Source organism: Rhodococcus sp. PSBB066, from assembly GCF_017068255.1.
Classification (GTDB): Bacteria; Actinomycetota; Actinomycetes; order Mycobacteriales; family Mycobacteriaceae; genus Rhodococcus; species Rhodococcus aetherivorans.
The window spans coordinates 4,521,786-4,537,124 of record NZ_CP070859.1 but is presented as its reverse complement, the minus strand read 5'-3'; the positions used below and the strand labels follow the sequence as shown (position 1 = coordinate 4,537,124).

The window sequence follows — 15,339 nt, the reverse complement described above, 5'->3', positions numbered from 1 at the left end:
TGCCGACGAGCCGGTCCAGTGCGTCGGTCGTGGTGGCCGCCAGTTCGAACGGGTCGAGAACGAGGTCGGCGCCGGCGGTGAGGAGCCGTTCGGAGTCCTGGCTGCCGTGGGCGGTGACGGCGACCTTGCCGTGGAACCCGTGGTGACTGCCGCAGCCGGGTCGCGAGCAAGCCTGCCAGTGCAGCGAGGGCGAGGATCGTGGCGACGAGCGGGAAGGAGTGCAGGTCCATGAGAGGTCACCTACTCACGACTCGTCCGGCGGGGCGAGGGTCCCGGCCACCGGAAGGTCCGCGCTCCCTCGTGCGGCCCGGGCGCGCAGGGACTTGTCGACGGCGACGACGAGCACCGCGAGCGTGGCGAGGCCGACGATGCGCAACCATGCTTGCGCGTCGATCGGAGCGGTCTGGAAGAGGGTGTTCATGGCGGGCACATAGGTGATGGCGAGCTGCGCGACTGTCTGGGCGAGCACCCCGACGAGGATCCACCGGTTGCCGAAGAACCCGATCCGCCATACCGACGCCGTGAGCGAGCGGCAGCTGAAGAGGTAGAACAGCTCCACCGCCACGACGAGGTTGACGGCCGAGGTTCGTGCCTCGGCGAGGTCGGCACCGATGCCGAGCTCCCACTCGAACAGCCACCACGCGCCGCCCACGATGAGGCCGGACACCAGCAGGATCCGGGTGACGAGCGCGCCGGTCAGCAGCGGCCGCGTGGGATCCCGTGGGGGCCGGGTCATCGTGTCGGGTTCCTTCGGCTCGAACGCCAGCATGAGACCCAGTGCGACGGCGGTGGTCATGTTGATCCACAGGATCTGGGTGGGCAGGATCGGCAGGGTCGTCCCGAAGACGATCGCGGCGAGGATGACCAGGCCCTGACCGAGGCTGGTGGGAAGCACCCACACGATGAACTTCGTGAGGTTGTCGAAGACGCCGCGGCCCTCCTCCACGGCGGCCTCGATGGTGGCGAAGTCGTCGTCGGTGAGCACCATGTCGGCGGCCTCCTTGGCCACTTCCGTTCCACCGTGGCCCATGGCCACCCCGATGTCGGCCTGCCGCAGGGCGGGAGCGTCGTTGACGCCGTCGCCCGTCATGGCGACGACGTGGCCACGTTCCTGCAGGGCCCCGACCAACCGGAGCTTCTGTTCGGGGGAGACCCGTGCGAACACCCGGGCCCGGTCGACCGCGTCCGCGAGTTCCTCGGCCGGGATCGCGTCGAGATCCTGTCCGGTGAGCACGAGTCCGTCGTCGGCCTCGCCGATCAACCCGAGCTGCCGGGCGATCGCCGCTGCGGTGGCCGCATGGTCGCCGGTGATCATCTTGACCGCGATGCCGGCGACGTGGCACGCACGTACGGCGTCCACGGCGGCCTGCCGGGGCGGGTCGAGCATCGCGTGCAGGCCGGCGAACACCATCTCGCCGGAGACCACCGACAGGTCGAACTCCGCCTCCGCATCGATCGCGCGGACGGCCGTGGCCAGCACACGCAGCCCTTGCCGCGCCAGGTCCTCGGCGGCCCCCTGGACCGAGTCCCGGTCCAGGGGAAGGAGGCTGCCGTCGGAACCCATGCCGTAGCGGCAACGTTCGAGGATCCGCTCGACGGCCCCCTTGGCGAGCACGACCCGCTCACCCGTGCGGGGCTCGGCGTGCAGCGTCGCCATGAACTGGCGTTCGGAACTGAAGGGGATGGTGCCGATGCGGGGGTGCCCGGCGCGGACGTCCTCGGGTGCCAGGCCGGCCTTGCCCGCGACGACGAGCATCGCGGCCTCGGTGGGATCACCGACGACGGACCACCGCCCGTCCCGCCGGTCGAGGTGTGCGTCGTTGCATCCGGCACCCGCCACGATCGTCCACCGCAGGGCCTCGTCCGAATCGGGTGCGGCCACGGCGCCGGCGGAATCGTGGACCACGCCCTCGGGCGCGTATCCCGAACCGGTCACGGAATACAGGGAGTGCACCGTCCACAGGTGGCGCACCGTCATCTGGTTCGCGGTGAGTGTTCCGGTCTTGTCCGAACAGATGACGGTCGTGCTGCCGAGCGTCTCGACGGCGGGCAGCCGGCGGATCACCGCCCGGCGCCGGGCCATCCGGGCCACACCGATGGCCATCGTGATGGTGACGACCGCGGGAAGCCCTTCCGGGATGGCGCCGACCGCAAGCGCCACCGCGGCGGTGAACGTTTCCGGCGCATCCTGACCGCGGACGAGACCGATCGCGAAGGTCGCCGCCGCCAGCACGACGATCGCCACGGTCAGAACCCTGCTGAACGAGGCCAGTTTGGCGGTGAGCGGCGTGGCCAGCACGTCCGCGGCCCCGACGAGGCGATGGATCTCCCCGAGTTCGGTCCGGTCGCCGGTCGCAACGGTGACCCCGGCGCCCGCCCCGGCCGTCACCAACGTGCCCGAGTGCACCATGTTGCGGCGATCCGCCACCGGCGTGGCAGGCGGCAGTACCACCTCGTCCTTGACGACCGGAACGGACTCCCCGGTCAGGGCGGACTCGTCGATCTGCAATTCGGCGACGCGGATCAGGCGCAGGTCTGCGGGAACCTTGTCGCCGGCCTCGAGGACGACGAGATCGCCGGGTACGAGGTCGTCCGACGGCAGGGTCTGCTGGCGTCCACCGCGGATCACGCGTGTCTGTGTGCGCACCATGGACCGGAGTGCGTCGAGCGCCGCTTCGGCCTTGGACTCCTGGACGAAGCCGACGGTGGCGTTGACCAGGACGACCGCGAGGATGACGGCCGAGTCGACGTATTCGTCCAGCCACAGCGTGATCGCCGCTGCGGACAGCAGCACATAGATGAGGGGATTGTGGAACTGGCGCAGAATCCGCCGCAGCAACCCGTGGCCCGAGGCCGCCGGCAGCACGTTGGGCCCGAATCGTTCCAGCCTGCGGGTGGCCTCGTCCGCGTCGAGGCCGCGATGCGGATCGGTCTCGTGCAGGAGGACGACCTCGTGGACCGACAGGTCGTGGTGCGTATTGACGGGCGACGGATCGACGGGCAGGACCATGATGCGACCTCCGGCATCGGTTGCGGGCGCGACGGGGGGCAGGAACGGGATCAGTCCGGCACGCGCCGGACGCAGAGCAGTCGGTCGTCGGCTCCGATGGTGGCGGCCTCCGGTGATCCGACGTGCAGCCGCCGGCCGTCACGGACGATCCCGAGCACGATGTCGGTCAGGTGGCGGGGGGATTCGCCGATCTCGGCGGCCTCGGCCGCCCGTTCGGTGATGGCGAACCCGGCCTCGGGGGTGAGCAGGTCTTCGACCATCTGCACCACGCCGGGTGTGGCCGTCGCGACGCCCAGCAGCCGCCCGGCGGTTTCGGAGGAGACGACCACGGTGTCGGCCCCGGACCGGCGGAGGACGTGGGTGTTCTCGGACTCGCGAACGGCGGCGACGATCTTCGCAGCGGGCGCGAGTTCGCGGGCGGTGAGGGTGACGAGCACCGCGGTGTCGTCGCGATCGGCGGCAACGACGATCGAGGTGCAGTGCGGAACCCCGGCCAGGCGCAGCACGTCCGATCTCGTGGCCGAGCCCTGCACCGTCACCAGACCCTGTCCGGCGGCGGCCTCGAGTATCAGTGGGTCGGTGTCGACGACCACGATCTCGGACGGCGGGACGCCGTCCCCGAGCATCGCGTCCACTGCGGCACGGCCCTTGGTGCCGTAACCCACGACGACCGTGTGGTTGCGCGCCCGGCGTCGCCACTGCTGGATACGGAACGCCTGCCGCGAGCTCTCGGTCAGAGCCGAGAGCGTGGTGCCGACCAGGACGATGAGGAAGAAGACCCGTAGCGGAGTGATGATCAGGATGTTGACCAGGCGAGCCTGTTCGGTGATCGGAGCGATGTCGCCGTAGCCGGTGGTCGACAGCGACACCGTCGCGTAGTAGATGCAGTCCAGCAGGGACAGCTCGTCGTCCTGGCTGTCGGTGTAGCCGTCGCGGTCCAGGTAGACGACGAGCACCACCAGGGCCAGGGCGATCAGGGCGTAGCCGATCCGGCGGACGATGGCCCGGCCGGGACTGGTCTGCAACTGCGGGACCCGCAGGACGCCCACCAGCGCGAAGCCCGGGCGTTCGGTGAGCACGTCGGCGCCCGTCAACCGAGCACGCCACCTAGCCGGCATCGTGAAACCTGTGCATGCGTGGTCGCGCGATGTTCGATGTGCTCATCCGCCGAGTACCCGGCTCGGAACCCGACCTGCGAACGTACCCTGGTCCACGGTGCCCTCCCTGGTCGTGAAATGCGAACGCCACTCGCCGACCAGACTTCCCGGCACTCCGGGCATCACCCTCTCGTGCGGGCGGTCCGGATCGACGGGACTTCGGCCCCTTGGGGAGTCCTAGTGCACGAGGGCGAGCCGGCGCCACGACCACAGCGTCAGGCCCGCCGAGACGGCAGGAACGACGAGGGCGAGCGCGAGTTGCGGACCGGTGACGGAACCGGCCTGCGGTCCCGCCGCCCACAGGCCCGGAGCCGAGAACGGGAACCAGCCGCCCGCTCCGGCCATGACCGCCATCTGGGCGACGACCACCACGGCGATGATCGTCCCGACCGCGGGCAGGTATCCCCGCGCAACGGTGGCGACCCAGGCGCAGGGGAATGCGAGCCCCGCGGTGAGCAGGGCGACGGCGAGGAATCTGCCCACGAGCGCCGGCGTCCCCGGGTCGAGGGGCTCGTCGTCGACGAGCGTTCCCGCCACCACCGCCAGTGCGGCGCCCAGCGCGAGGCTGGTGGCGGCCGCCCACGACAGCAGGATCAGCAGCTTTGCGGCGGCGAGGGCCGGGCGGGAGACCGGCGCGGCCCACAGACCGGTGATCGTTCCGTCGGTGAACTCGCGGCCGAAGACCCAGCCGATGACCACACCGAATCCGAGAAGCCCGCCCACCGAGACGATGGTGTCGGCTGCGGCGAACAGTCCCGCTCGGCCGCCGTCGCCGACGATGGTCTGCGCCTTACCCGCCATCACCGCGTTGGCACCGTGCACGGACTGCAGGGTCAGCACGCACATGGCCACCACCCCCGTCGTGAGAAGGGCGGTGGTGACCCATACGGGGCGTGCCCGCCGGAACTTGGCCCACTCGACCGCCAGCGCGGCCCGGATCTGCTCGGAGGTGGTCATCGTCGCGCCTCGCTGTCGCGGTACACCAGGTCGAAGAACTGCCGCTCGAGATCGATTCCGTCCGGGTCGAGGGAGCCGACGACGCGTCCCTCGTTGACGGCTGTGATGCGGTCGGCCACGCGGGCGACCTCGTCGAGATGGTGGCTGGACACCAGCGTCGCCGCGCCGCGCTCCCGGCTGCGCTGCAGCAGCGTGCGCAGCAGCATGATCCCGGCCGGATCGAGCGCATTGGTCGGCTCGTCCAGGATCAGCACATCCGGGTCCGCGATCAGCGCCGCGGCCAGACCCAGCCGCTGCCGGTTGCCGAGGGAGAGTTTCCGTGCGCTGGTCCGCGCCCACCGGGACAGGACCAGTTCCTCGATCCACCGGTCGGCCGCGGCGGTGGCGCCCGCCGCGGACAGGCCGGCGAGGCGGCCCGCGATGCGCAGGTTCTGCGCGACGGTCAGTTCGGGATAGGCCAGCGGTGTTTCGACCAGGTGCCCGACGCCCGTCCAGTGCCGTGCCGGCATCGTCGACGGCGCCAGGCCCCGCACGCGCACGATTCCGTCGTCGGGCTCGATCATGCCGAGGAACAGGCGCATCAACGTCGTCTTTCCCGCCCCGTTGAGGCCCACGAACGCGTGTACCTCGCCCGCCCGCACCTCGGTGGTGACGCCCTCGAGTACCGGCGCGGAGCCGTAGCGTTTGCACACGTTCCGGCACTCGAGCACGACGTCGCCGACCTCGGTCACGGCACCTCCCGTGACTGCCGTGAGGGACTGGCCTCCGGTGCGAGCTGGTGCAGGGCCGACGCAATCCGGTTGCCGAGAGCCTCGTCGCCGGTTTCTGCCCAGTCCGTCAGCGCCGCCATGAGTGCGCCCATGCAGGCCCCGGCGGCCACTGCGGCCTCGAGTCGTCGTGTCCCCGGTTCGGCGAGCGCGGCGGCGACGGCCTCCTGGGTGCGCAGGGTGTTCTCCCACATCCGCGCGCGCAGCCGGGGGTGTGCCGCGACGATCCGCAGGCGAGTGCGCACGTCCCCGAGATCCGTCTCGGGAATCAGCGCCCAGGCGTCGAGGATCCCCCGGCACGCCCGTTCCAGCGGGCTCCGGTCCGCCGGCTGCGCGGCCACGGCGTCCGCAATGACAGGGTCGTAGGGATCATCAAGCAGAACAGCGTCTTTGGATGGAAAGTACCGGAAGAAGGTCATGTGCGACACCCCGGCGGCGGAGGCGATCCGGTCGACGGTGACGGCGTCGTAGCCGTCCTCGGTGAACAGCTGCACCGCCGTTGCCTGGATGCGCTGCCGGGTCCGCTCGGACTTGGACACCCCATAATGTTAGCCACTAACAGTTCGGGCGATCAAGGGGTGTGCCGCCACTGCCCGGTCCACCCGGCGGGTTCTCACGTACTCACGACGTCGCGCTTCCGGAACGCGGCCAGCCCTGCCGCCGTGACGAGCGCGGTGAGAACGACGAGAGCGACGAAGGAGCCCGCGGCGAACGGTTCGAGCGGCATCTGCCGGACATGGTTCAGCGGGGAGAGGACGCCGGCGCTGTCGGGCAGGTCGAGGATCGGTCCGAAACTGCCCACCAGGTAGCCGTAGACGACCAGCACCCAGACCAGATCGAAGGCGCGGGGGGCGAGACCGAACAGCGCCGCTCCGATCGCCGCGATGCCGAGGACGGCGGGGGCGTATCCGAGATGCGCCCATACCGATGCGGGCACCCGAGTCGGCTCCCCGGTGGACGCCGCGGCCCCGAGCCCGGTCCCCACGCCGGCGAGTGCGAGGAGTGCCACCACGCCCAGAGCGGTCACGGACAGCCCCGCTGCCATCCATCCGGCACGGCTCGTAGCTGTCGCCAAAACGGGCTCGATCCGGCCCGACTGCTCCTCGCCCCGCAGGCGGCGGACGGACAGGATCGCGAAGCAGGAGGCGAGGAAGGCCGTCGTGTATCCGGTCAGGCCCAGGAAGCCGTCGACGAGATTCGCGGCCGAACCACCCATGAGCGCAAGAATGTCCTCGGGCAGGTTCGCAAAGCTCTCGGCGATCGAGCCGGTCAGGGAGCCGTAGAACGACCCCATCAGCGCCAGGCCCGCGCCCCACCCGGCGATGCTGCCGCGCTGCTGCCGTAGCGCCAGGGCGAACGGGTTCGCCAGCGCCGGTGCCGCCTCGGCCCGGCCCGGCCGTGGCGGCACCAGTCCGGCCCCGAGGTCGCGACGGTCCACGACACGGTACGCGGCCGCCGCGGCGGCCGCCGCGAACCCCAACGACAGGGCCAGCGGGCCCCATCGCGGATCGACGAATGCTCGCGTCTGCTGCGACCAGGCGATGGGGGACAGCCAGGACACCGCGCTGCCGTGCCGCTCCAGGACGTCGCCGACGCCCCGCACGACGAAGGCCGTTCCCAGCGCCGCTGCGGCCAGTCCTGTGGCGGTGCGCCCGTGTTCGCACACCTGGCACACCAGGGCGGTGAGCGCGGCGAAGAACAGCCCCAGCGCCGCGAACCCGGCCGTGAACAGCACCGCCCCGCCGGCGTCCGCCCCGGCGGCCGTCATTGCCGCGCTGCCCGCCACGACGAGGGCGGCGTTCGCGACGACTGCGGTCGCCAGGGCCGCGGTCAGCGGGGCGCGCCGGCCCACCGCGCCGGCCAGGACGAGTTCGGTGCGACCGTTCTCCTCCTCGCCCCGTGTGTGCCGGACGACGAGGAGAATGTTCATGAACGCGGCGGCGACCAGCAGGTACAGCCCGTACTGGTTCGCGACGAACGCCTCGAGCGTGGGGTCGTCCATGCCGTAGCCGGGACCCGACATCATCACCCCTGCCGGGTTGTCGGCGAAACCGGCCACGCCGCGGAGGTCCTCGGCGACCGGGTACGCCAGCTGCAGGGCGGCGACGAAGTACGCCGCCAGGGCCGAGATGCCGATCACCCACAGCGGCAGCTTGATTCGATCCCGGCGCAGGCCGAAGCGGACGAGGGACGCGGTCCCGGTGAAGGTGTTCATCGCACGCCGCCCACGCCGGCGATCTGTCGATCGCTGCCGTAGTGGCGCAGGAACAGCTCCTCGAGCGACGGCGGTGCGCTCTCGAGGCTGCGGACGCCGTACTCCGCGAGCCGGCGGACCACCTCGTCGAGGTGAGCGTTGTCGACCTCGAACACGGTGTGCCCGTGCTCGTTTCGCAGCGCGTGCACGCCCTCGGCCTGCGCCAGGCCGGACGTGTCGAGGTCGGTGCGGACCGTGATCGTCGACCGGGTGAGATGCCGCAGCTGGGCCAGCGACCCGGATTCCACGGTACGTCCGTCCCGGATGATGGTCACGGTGTCGCAGAGCTTTTCCACCTCGGCGAGGATGTGACTCGACAGCAACACCGACGAGCCGCGCTGCTTCGCTTCGGCAACACAGTCCTGAAACACCCGTTCCATCAACGGGTCGAGGCCGGACGTCGGTTCGTCGAGGACGAGGAGCTCCACGTCCGAGGCGAGTGCCGAGATCAGCGCCACCTTCTGGCGGTTGCCCTTGGAATAGGCGCGGCATTTCTTGCGAGGGTCGAGTTCGAAGCGTTCGACCAGCTCGGTGCGGCGCGCACGGTCGGCCCCTCCCCGCAGGCGGCACAGGAAGTCGATGGCCTCGCCGCCGGTGAGCGACGGCCACAGGTCGATGTCGCCCGGGACGTACGCGAGGTGCCGGTGCACTTCGACGGCGTCGCGCCACGGATCGAACCCGAGCACGGATGCGGAGCCGCCGTCGGCGCGCAGAAGCCCGAGCAGGATCCGGATGGTCGTGGACTTGCCGGCACCGTTGGGGCCGAGGAAGCCGGCCACTTCACCGCGGCCGACGTGCAGGCTGAGACCGTCCAGCGCGGTCGTGGCGCCGAACGTCTTGGTGAGGTCGTGGACCTCGACGATCGTGTTCATGATTGTGTCCTGGGGTAGGCGGGTTCCGGATCAGGAAGGGGGAGCGGCGGATTCGCCGCCCCCGGCGCCCGCCGGCGGGTCCGGGACGTACATCAGGTAGTCGTCGAGCAGCTTGCGGCTGGTGAGCAGACCCTCGGAATACAGCTCGAGGGCCGGTGCGGTGACGGTCTCGGTCAGGTGCCGGAAGAACCCGGTGAAGTCTCCGCCCCGCAGGAGTTCCGGGTGCAGGGTCATCTGCAGCAGCATCGACCCCACGCTCATGCCGGTGAGCAGGCGGGCCCGGGCGCGGTTGTCCCGGGAGGGCCGGATCAGCCCGTTGCGTTCGCCCTCTGCGAGGTAGTCGACCACGTCGTCGACCAGGTGATCGAAGAACTCCGCCGCGCTTTCGCCGCCGGCCTGGAAGGTGCGGGCGACGTAGACGGCGAGCGGGGCGTACTGCTCGGCCCGCCCGAGTTGCGCCAGCCACGGACCGGAGTCGCCGGTGGCGAGGGTCGTCCGCTTGGAATCGCGGATCTGTCCCAGGACCCACTCGTCGCACGCACGTCGCAGGTCCTTCTTGGACCCGAAATGGTGCACGATCAACGCCCCGCTCACCCCCGCGTCCGCGGCGATGGTCCGCAGGCTCGCGTCGAAGCCGTCGCGAGCGAAACGGAGGATTGCGGCCTCCCGGATGCGCGCCGCGGACGTGAGGTCCCGGCGATCGGCTGCCGAGAGGCGACCCGGCGTTGAACGCATGGTCAGTATATTAACCGCGTGTTCAATCGTCGGCAAGAGCCGGGAGGAGGCCCGCCCCGAGGCGCCTACGGCGGACCCTTCACGCGGGCGTTGTCGAGCATGCGCATCACCCTCGTCGCGCTCACCCCGTGCACGAGGACGGAGAGGACGACGGTGAAGGCGACGGCGGCCCACAGCTCCTGCTCCTGCGCGATGTCGAGCTCCGCCGCCGCGTACGCGAGGTAGTAGACGGAGCCGATCCCGCGCACGCCGAAGAAGGCCGTGACGCGGCGTTCGCGGACATCCATCTCGTCACAGCCCAGGAGCGAGACCCAGCCGACCACCGGCCGTATCACGAGGACCAGGGCGGCGCCGACGAGAACCGACCCCCACGACAACTCGGCGAGCAGGCCGGTGGTGAGGCCCGCCCCCAGCAGGAGCAGGACCGCCAGCGTGAGGACGTGCTCGAGCTGCTCGATCAGGCTGTGCATCTCGGCGTGGTACTCGTGTGCGCGTTCGATGCGCCGCATGGCCACGGCACACACGAACACGGCCAGGAAGCCGTAGCCGCCGATCAGTTCGGCGATTCCGTACACCGCGAACGTGGCGGCGAGCGCGACGATCGGTTCGCCCCGGTCGGCCAGCCGGACGTGCTCGACGGGGAAGTGGAACACCGCCCGCCCGACGAGATGGCCCGCCAGCCCTCCCACCACGGCGCCCAGGACGATCTTGCCGAGCAGCTCCCACAGCACCCAGGAGATGATCCAGTCCTCGATCGGTCCCTTCGTGAACAGGAACAGCGCGAGGTAGACGAACGGGAACGCCAGCGCATCGTTGAGGCCGGCCTCGGAGGTGAGCGCGAACCGCACTTCGTCGTCTTCGCGGTGGGAACCCTCCCCGGACGTGGGGCCCTCGACCTGCACGTCGGACGCCAGCACGGGATCGGTGGGAGCCAGGGCGGCCCCGAGCAGTACCGCGGCCGCGGGGGTGAGGGCCGCGGCCCACCAGCCCAGCACCGCGACGGCCGCGATGCCGAGGGGCATCGCGATCAGCAGCAGCCGCCGGGTGGACTTCCACGACCGCCACCCGAGGGGACGGTCGATCGCGAGGCCCACGCCCATGAGCGCGACGATCACGCAGACCTCGCTGAGGTACTCCGCCACGGCCGGGTGCCCGCCGGGAGTGAGGGCTTCGGCGTTGTCGAACAACAGCCCCAGCACCGCGCCGGCCACCAGCACGATCATGGGTGCCGAGATCGCCCGGTTGTGGAACAGCCGCGGCACGGTGACGGCGAGAAGCAGCGCGAGCCCGGCGGAAACGTAGATGATCGCGGTGTCCAGTGCCGTGGCCTTCGTTCGCTGCGACGTGGTCGGCGCAAGGATGCCCAGGCGACCGTCGTCCGAAACGCGCGCCCCCGCGCCACCCGGGTCCCGGTCAGATGTCGAAGAACACGGTCTCGATCCCGCCTTCCGGGGTGTCCTGCAGACGCACGTCGAAGGTGTAGACCACCTTGCCGTCGCGTTCGGAGCGCTTCGCGATCAGCGTGTCGCGGCGGACCTCCCACTCGATCCCGTCGAGTACGGGGTCGGCGGCGTTGGCATCGGCCTCGTCGTCGAAGTAGACCCGGGTGTGCAGGCCGATGTTGATGCCCCGTGCGAACAGCACCATGAGGATGTGCGGGGCCTGGAACCCGCCGACGTTCGCCGGCACCGGTCCCGGTTTGATCGTCTCGAAGGTGTAGACGCCGGTGTCGAAGTCGCCGCCCGTGCGGCCCCAGCCGCGGAAGGTCGGATCGATCGCCCTGTCCTGGGCGTGTCCGTCCTGGGTGTCGCCGGGGTGGGCGTACCTGCCCGCGGCGTTGGCCTGCCAGATCTCGATCAGCACGTCGCGCACGGGCGTGCCGGTGCCGTCGAAGACGCGGCCCTCGAGGGTGATGTGCTCGCCCTTCGTCTCCGGGGCGGTCAGCACGTTGCCGAAGTTGTTGTCGAAGATGTCGAACCCGGCCTGCTGCGGTGCGAGCCCGATGTGGACGTACGGGCCGCCGGTCTGCGAGGGGGTCTCCGGGCGGCGCTCGATCATGCTGTGCGGGGAAAGGCTCATCGGGGGGCTCCGGGGAGGTTGGCGTTGTCGAAGAAGGTGGCGCGGCGGCCGCGCAGGGTGAGGTCGAAGCGGTAGGTACGCGCGTCGAAGGGGGCGTTGTTGGCGGGATCCTCCTGCGCGATCAGGCTGCGCAGCTGGTCCAGCGTCGGGATGGTCTTCGCGATGGGGCAGCGCTCGATGAGCGGGTCGCCCTCGAAGTACATCTGGGTGATCAAGCGCTGCGCCCAGCCGGTGCCGTGGATCGAGAAGTGGATGTGGGCGGGCCGCCAGGCGTTGGTGCTGTTGGCCCACGGGTACGGCCCGGGCTTGATGGTGCGGAAGAAGTAGTAGCCGTTGTCGTCGGTGATCATGCGGCCGCAACCGCCGAAGTTCGGGTCGATCGGCGCGAGGTAGCGGTCCTTCTTGTGGCGGTAGCGTCCGCCGGCGTTGGCCTGCCACGCCTCGACCAGGGCGCCCTTCACCGGGTTGCCGAACTCGTCGCGGACGTAGCCGTGCACGATCAGGCGCTCGCCGATCGGCAGGCCGTCCTTGGCGAAGTTGAGGATGAGGTCGTTGTCCTTCTCGCCCAGCTCGCGACGGTCGAAGACCGGCCCGGTCGTCTCCGAGAGCGTGTTGCGCGGCGCGATCAGGGCATTGCGCGGGGAGCGCAGCACCGACGTGCGGTATCCGGGGGTGAGGGCGGGCGGGTGCTGAGTGTGGTCGCGTTCGACGAATTCGCCGGACGCGGCGCCGGGGGCGGCGATGATCATGAGGCGGTACTCCTGGGGACTGTCGCACTGCGACGGACTGGATGTGATCCACGTTATGGGTGAGCATGAGTCATGTAAATTGACGGTTTCGGCCGAATTTCATAACCTGCAGTGATGGAACGCGGTTTCGTGCCCCCGGTCGACCGGGCGTCGCTGCTCCTGGATCGCATCCGGTTGCGCCACCTCACGTGCTTCGTCGCCGTCGCCCAGGAGGGCAACCTCGGCCGGGCCGCCGGCCGGCTGCATCTGAGCCAGCCGGCGGTCACCAAGACCCTCAACGAACTCGAATCCCTGGCCGGCCTGCGCCTGGTGGACCGCGGGCGGCACGGCGCCCGGCTCACCCCCGCCGGCGAGGAGTTCCTGGGCCACGCCGTCGAGGTCACCGACGCGTTGGCGTCCGCCGCCCGCGCCCTCTCCGGGACCGGGCAGCCGGCCGTCGCCCCCGTGCGGGTCGGCGCCCTGCCCACCGTCGCGAGCACCCTGCTGCCCGGTGCGGTCACCCGGCTGCGGGACCGGCGTCCGCACGTCGGCGTGCAGATCCGCACGGCCCCGAACACCGCACTTCTGGGCGCGGTGCGCGCCGGCGAGCTCGACTTCGTCCTCGGCCGGATGGCCGACCCGGAGACCATGCAAGGGCTCTCGTTCGAACTGCTGTACGCCGAGTCGCTGGCCCTGATCGTGCGCCCGGGGCATCCGCTGGCCGGGGGTCCGGTATCGGTGCCGGCGGTGCTGAACCACCCCCTCGTCGTCGCCACCGCCGGAACCGTGCCGCGGCACCACACCGAGGGCTTCCTCGCCCGGCACGGCCTGCGGCTGCCGTCCGGCAGCGTCGAGACCCTCGACGTCTCGGTCGCGCGCGGGCTGGTGCGCGCCGGCGACGCGGTGTGGCTGACACCCGAGCGAGTGCCGCAGGACGACCTCGACGACGGCACGCTCGTGCGGCTGCCGGTACCGACCCCGGGCACCGCCGAACCCGTCGGACTGCTGCGCCGCAGCAGCGCGGACACCCCCGTCGTCGCGGACGAGCTCATCGGGATCCTGCGCGAACTGGCCGTCGGGTGATCATGGCAGGATCTCCCGCATGGCTGAACAGACTTCCGACACGCCGACGACCGAACTGTGGGTCGAGCGCACCGGCACCCGCCGCTACACGGGCCGCAGCTCCCGAGGTGCCGAGGTCCTGATCGGGTCGGAGACCGTCGAGGGTGTCTTCACCCCCGGCGAGCTGTTGAAGATCGCGCTGGCGGCCTGTTCGGGGATGAGCTCGGACTTCCCGCTGTCGCGCCGGCTCGGCGACACCTACGACGTCACGATCCGTGTCTCCGGCGCCGCGGACCGGGAGAACGAGGTGTACCCGCACCTCGTCGAGGAGATGGCGCTGGACCTGAGCGAACTCGACGAGGAGGCGCAGCAGCGCCTCGTCGCGCTCGTCGAGCGATCCGTCGACAAGGTGTGCACCGTCGGCCGTACGCTCGAGGCCGGCACCGAGGTGACGCTGAAGATCGTTCCGGACGCGTGAGCGGTGGATCTCGGCAGGGAGGGCGGATGATTCGTACAGCGGCCGGACTCGCGCTCGCCGTGGGGTTCCTGGCGGGCGGGGCGCCGGCGACGGCCGCGCCCGCTCCGGCGGACTGCGCGCCGTGGCGGGTGGACGTCGTCGCGTCCGGGCTCGGCGTGCTCGAGAATCTCGCGTTCGACGGTCGCGGCCGGCTGCTGGCCTCGGCGTCCACCCCGGCCGGCGGCGGGTCGCTGCTGGCGCTCACGCCCGAGGGACGGGCCGACGCCGTGGTGGCCGAGGTCCCGGCGCCCGGCGGCATCGTCGTCGACGACGGCACGGCGTACTTCACGACCGGCAACGGCACCGTCTCCGGACTGCTCGGCCGCACCGACGGCACCCTGGAGGCCGTCGACCTCGACACCGGGACGCGGCGCACCGTCGCGTCGGGTCTGACCATGCCCAACGGTCTCGTCCGCCTGCCCGACGGGGACTTCCTCGTCAGCCGGAACCTGGGCAGCCCCCCGGGCCTGACGCGCGTCCCGGTCGAGGGTGGGGCCCCGGAAACGATCCGCACCGACCTCGGCTCCGTCAACGGACTCGCGGTCGACGGCGAAACCGTTTATGCAGCTACGACTTTCGATCCGACTACCCGAATTCACGCGTTGAACGCCGGCGACCTCACCGGTCCGGTCCGGACCCTGGACCCGTCCGGGCCCGGGCCCCTCGAGACCGCCGACGATCTCGACGTCGGACCCGACGGCGCGTTGTACGTCCCGCTCAACGTCGCCGGGAAGATCCTGCGGGTCGACCCGGTCACCGGCACCGGCTGCGCGGTCGCCACGGGGGTGCCCTTCGTCTCCGCGGTCGCGTTCGGCGAGGGCCCCGGCTGGGACCCGGACGTCCTCTACACCACCGGCTTCGACGGCGCCGTCCACGCCGTCCGTCCGGTCCGCAGTTCGGGGGAGCAGCCATGACGCAGTCGCCGCCGGACGCCGTCCGGCTCACCGCCTGGGTGCACGGGCGCGTGCAGGGTGTGGGGTTCCGCTGGTGGACGCGGTCGCGAGCCCTCGAACTCGGCCTCGCCGGTCACGCCACCAACCATCCCGACGGGCGCGTGCTCGTCATCGCCGAGGGCCCCCGCGACGCCCTCGAACGACTCCTCGCCGCGCTGCGCTCGGGCGAGACCCCGGGAGAGGTGCGGCTCGTGGTGGAGAGCTGGGAGCCGACGCGCGGTGACCTGACCGGCTTCGTCGAGCGGTGA

The 15,339-nt window shown here is 71.0% G+C and carries 15 protein-coding genes; 4 read left to right on the top strand and 11 right to left on the bottom strand.

Translation table 11 applies throughout. The features are described from left to right. Positions 1 to 244: 244 nt before the first annotated feature. From JYA75_RS20560 to pcaH, 11 genes are all read right to left on the bottom strand, one after another. A complete protein-coding gene (locus JYA75_RS20560; protein WP_029543184.1) occupies positions 245 to 3,010 on the bottom strand; it encodes a cation-transporting P-type ATPase in 2,766 nt (921 codons plus the stop codon). Between the two features lie 50 nt (positions 3,011 to 3,060). After that, complete coding sequence (locus JYA75_RS20555) at positions 3,061 to 4,128, bottom strand: potassium channel family protein (protein ID WP_185712704.1); 1,068 nt, start codon at positions 4,126 to 4,128, stop codon at positions 3,061 to 3,063. A gap of 216 nt (positions 4,129 to 4,344) precedes the next feature. After that, complete coding sequence (locus tag JYA75_RS20550) at positions 4,345 to 5,124, bottom strand: ABC transporter permease (protein ID WP_006933641.1); 780 nt, start codon at positions 5,122 to 5,124, stop codon at positions 4,345 to 4,347. After that, positions 5,121 to 5,855: an ABC transporter ATP-binding protein gene (locus tag JYA75_RS20545; protein WP_006933645.1), complete on the bottom strand. Its 735-nt coding sequence runs from the start codon at positions 5,853 to 5,855 to the stop codon at positions 5,121 to 5,123. Before JYA75_RS20545 ends, JYA75_RS20550 begins: the two co-directional genes overlap by 4 nt. Beyond that, the gene (locus tag JYA75_RS20540; protein ID WP_161995753.1) at positions 5,852 to 6,430 is read right to left on the bottom strand and encodes a TetR family transcriptional regulator; all 579 of its coding nucleotides are present in this window, start codon (positions 6,428 to 6,430) and stop codon (positions 5,852 to 5,854) included. Before JYA75_RS20540 ends, JYA75_RS20545 begins: the two co-directional genes overlap by 4 nt. A gap of 74 nt (positions 6,431 to 6,504) precedes the next feature. Next, a complete protein-coding gene (locus JYA75_RS20535; RefSeq protein WP_185712705.1) occupies positions 6,505 to 8,106 on the bottom strand; it encodes a hypothetical protein in 1,602 nt (533 codons plus the stop codon). Further along, entirely contained in the window at positions 8,103 to 9,017 is a 915-nt protein-coding gene (locus JYA75_RS20530; protein ID WP_029543193.1) for an ABC transporter ATP-binding protein, read from the bottom strand. Before JYA75_RS20530 ends, JYA75_RS20535 begins: the two co-directional genes overlap by 4 nt. Positions 9,018 to 9,047: 30 nt before the next feature. Further along, positions 9,048 to 9,752: a TetR family transcriptional regulator gene (locus JYA75_RS20525; RefSeq protein ID WP_029543194.1), complete on the bottom strand. Its 705-nt coding sequence runs from the start codon at positions 9,750 to 9,752 to the stop codon at positions 9,048 to 9,050. Between the two features lie 65 nt (positions 9,753 to 9,817). Beyond that, positions 9,818 to 11,056, bottom strand: a complete 1,239-nt coding sequence (locus JYA75_RS20520) for a cation:proton antiporter (protein ID WP_029543196.1) — start codon at positions 11,054 to 11,056, stop codon at positions 9,818 to 9,820. Positions 11,057 to 11,165: 109 nt separating this feature from the next. After that, positions 11,166 to 11,831: a protocatechuate 3,4-dioxygenase subunit alpha gene (gene pcaG, locus JYA75_RS20515; RefSeq protein ID WP_006933660.1), complete on the bottom strand. Its 666-nt coding sequence runs from the start codon at positions 11,829 to 11,831 to the stop codon at positions 11,166 to 11,168. Beyond that, positions 11,828 to 12,580 carry a protocatechuate 3,4-dioxygenase subunit beta gene (gene pcaH, locus JYA75_RS20510; protein WP_006933662.1) on the bottom strand — a complete coding sequence of 251 codons (753 nt, stop codon included), beginning with the start codon at positions 12,578 to 12,580 and terminating at the stop codon, positions 11,828 to 11,830. Before pcaH ends, pcaG begins: the two co-directional genes overlap by 4 nt. 114 nt (positions 12,581 to 12,694) lie before the next feature. Here pcaH and JYA75_RS20505 point away from each other — a divergent pair, with 114 nt between their 5' ends. The 4 genes from JYA75_RS20505 to JYA75_RS20490 are packed head-to-tail and all read left to right on the top strand — an operon-like array spanning position 12,695 to position 15,339. Further along, entirely contained in the window at positions 12,695 to 13,642 is a 948-nt protein-coding gene (locus tag JYA75_RS20505) for a LysR substrate-binding domain-containing protein (RefSeq protein ID WP_185712706.1), read from the top strand. Positions 13,643 to 13,661: 19 nt separating this feature from the next. Continuing rightward, positions 13,662 to 14,099 carry an OsmC family protein gene (locus tag JYA75_RS20500; protein WP_006933666.1) on the top strand — a complete coding sequence of 146 codons (438 nt, stop codon included), beginning with the start codon at positions 13,662 to 13,664 and terminating at the stop codon, positions 14,097 to 14,099. A 26-nt stretch (positions 14,100 to 14,125) separates the two neighbouring features. Next, positions 14,126 to 15,052, top strand: a complete 927-nt coding sequence (locus tag JYA75_RS20495) for a hypothetical protein (protein WP_006933668.1) — start codon at positions 14,126 to 14,128, stop codon at positions 15,050 to 15,052. Next, on the top strand, positions 15,049 to 15,339 hold the full coding sequence (locus tag JYA75_RS20490; protein ID WP_006933673.1) for an acylphosphatase: 291 nt from the start codon (positions 15,049 to 15,051) through the stop codon (positions 15,337 to 15,339). The genes JYA75_RS20495 and JYA75_RS20490 overlap by 4 nt, the downstream gene beginning before the upstream one ends.